General features: G+C 50.2%; 1 pseudogene. It reads right to left on the bottom strand.

Annotation, left to right across the window (positions count from 1 at the left end):
* Positions 1-239, bottom strand: a pseudogene (locus tag ACYQ2M_RS25540) (IS1634 family transposase); the annotation flags it as partial.

Raw genomic sequence — 239 nt, 5'->3', positions numbered from 1 at the left:
CTGGTAACAGCCAACCCGATGGTGACCTGAGGCAAATCGTCTCTCTTGTGTTTGGATTTGCCATATGCCAGCAGGTCAGAGTCTCCGGGATCTTCCATTTCAAAGTAGGTGTTGGTGGTATCGAAAAATATCAGATCCACAGTGAAGTTCAGCAAGTGCGCGGTGGCCCAGAAAACCTTTTCCTGGATGGCAGCTTCATGTGCAAGCAGAAAATCCATGCTCCGGTACAGGTGCTGCAC

Source organism: Desulfocicer niacini, assembly GCF_054657595.1.
Note: the sequence above shows the minus strand (reverse complement) of the source record. Positions and strands in the feature narration are given on the sequence as shown.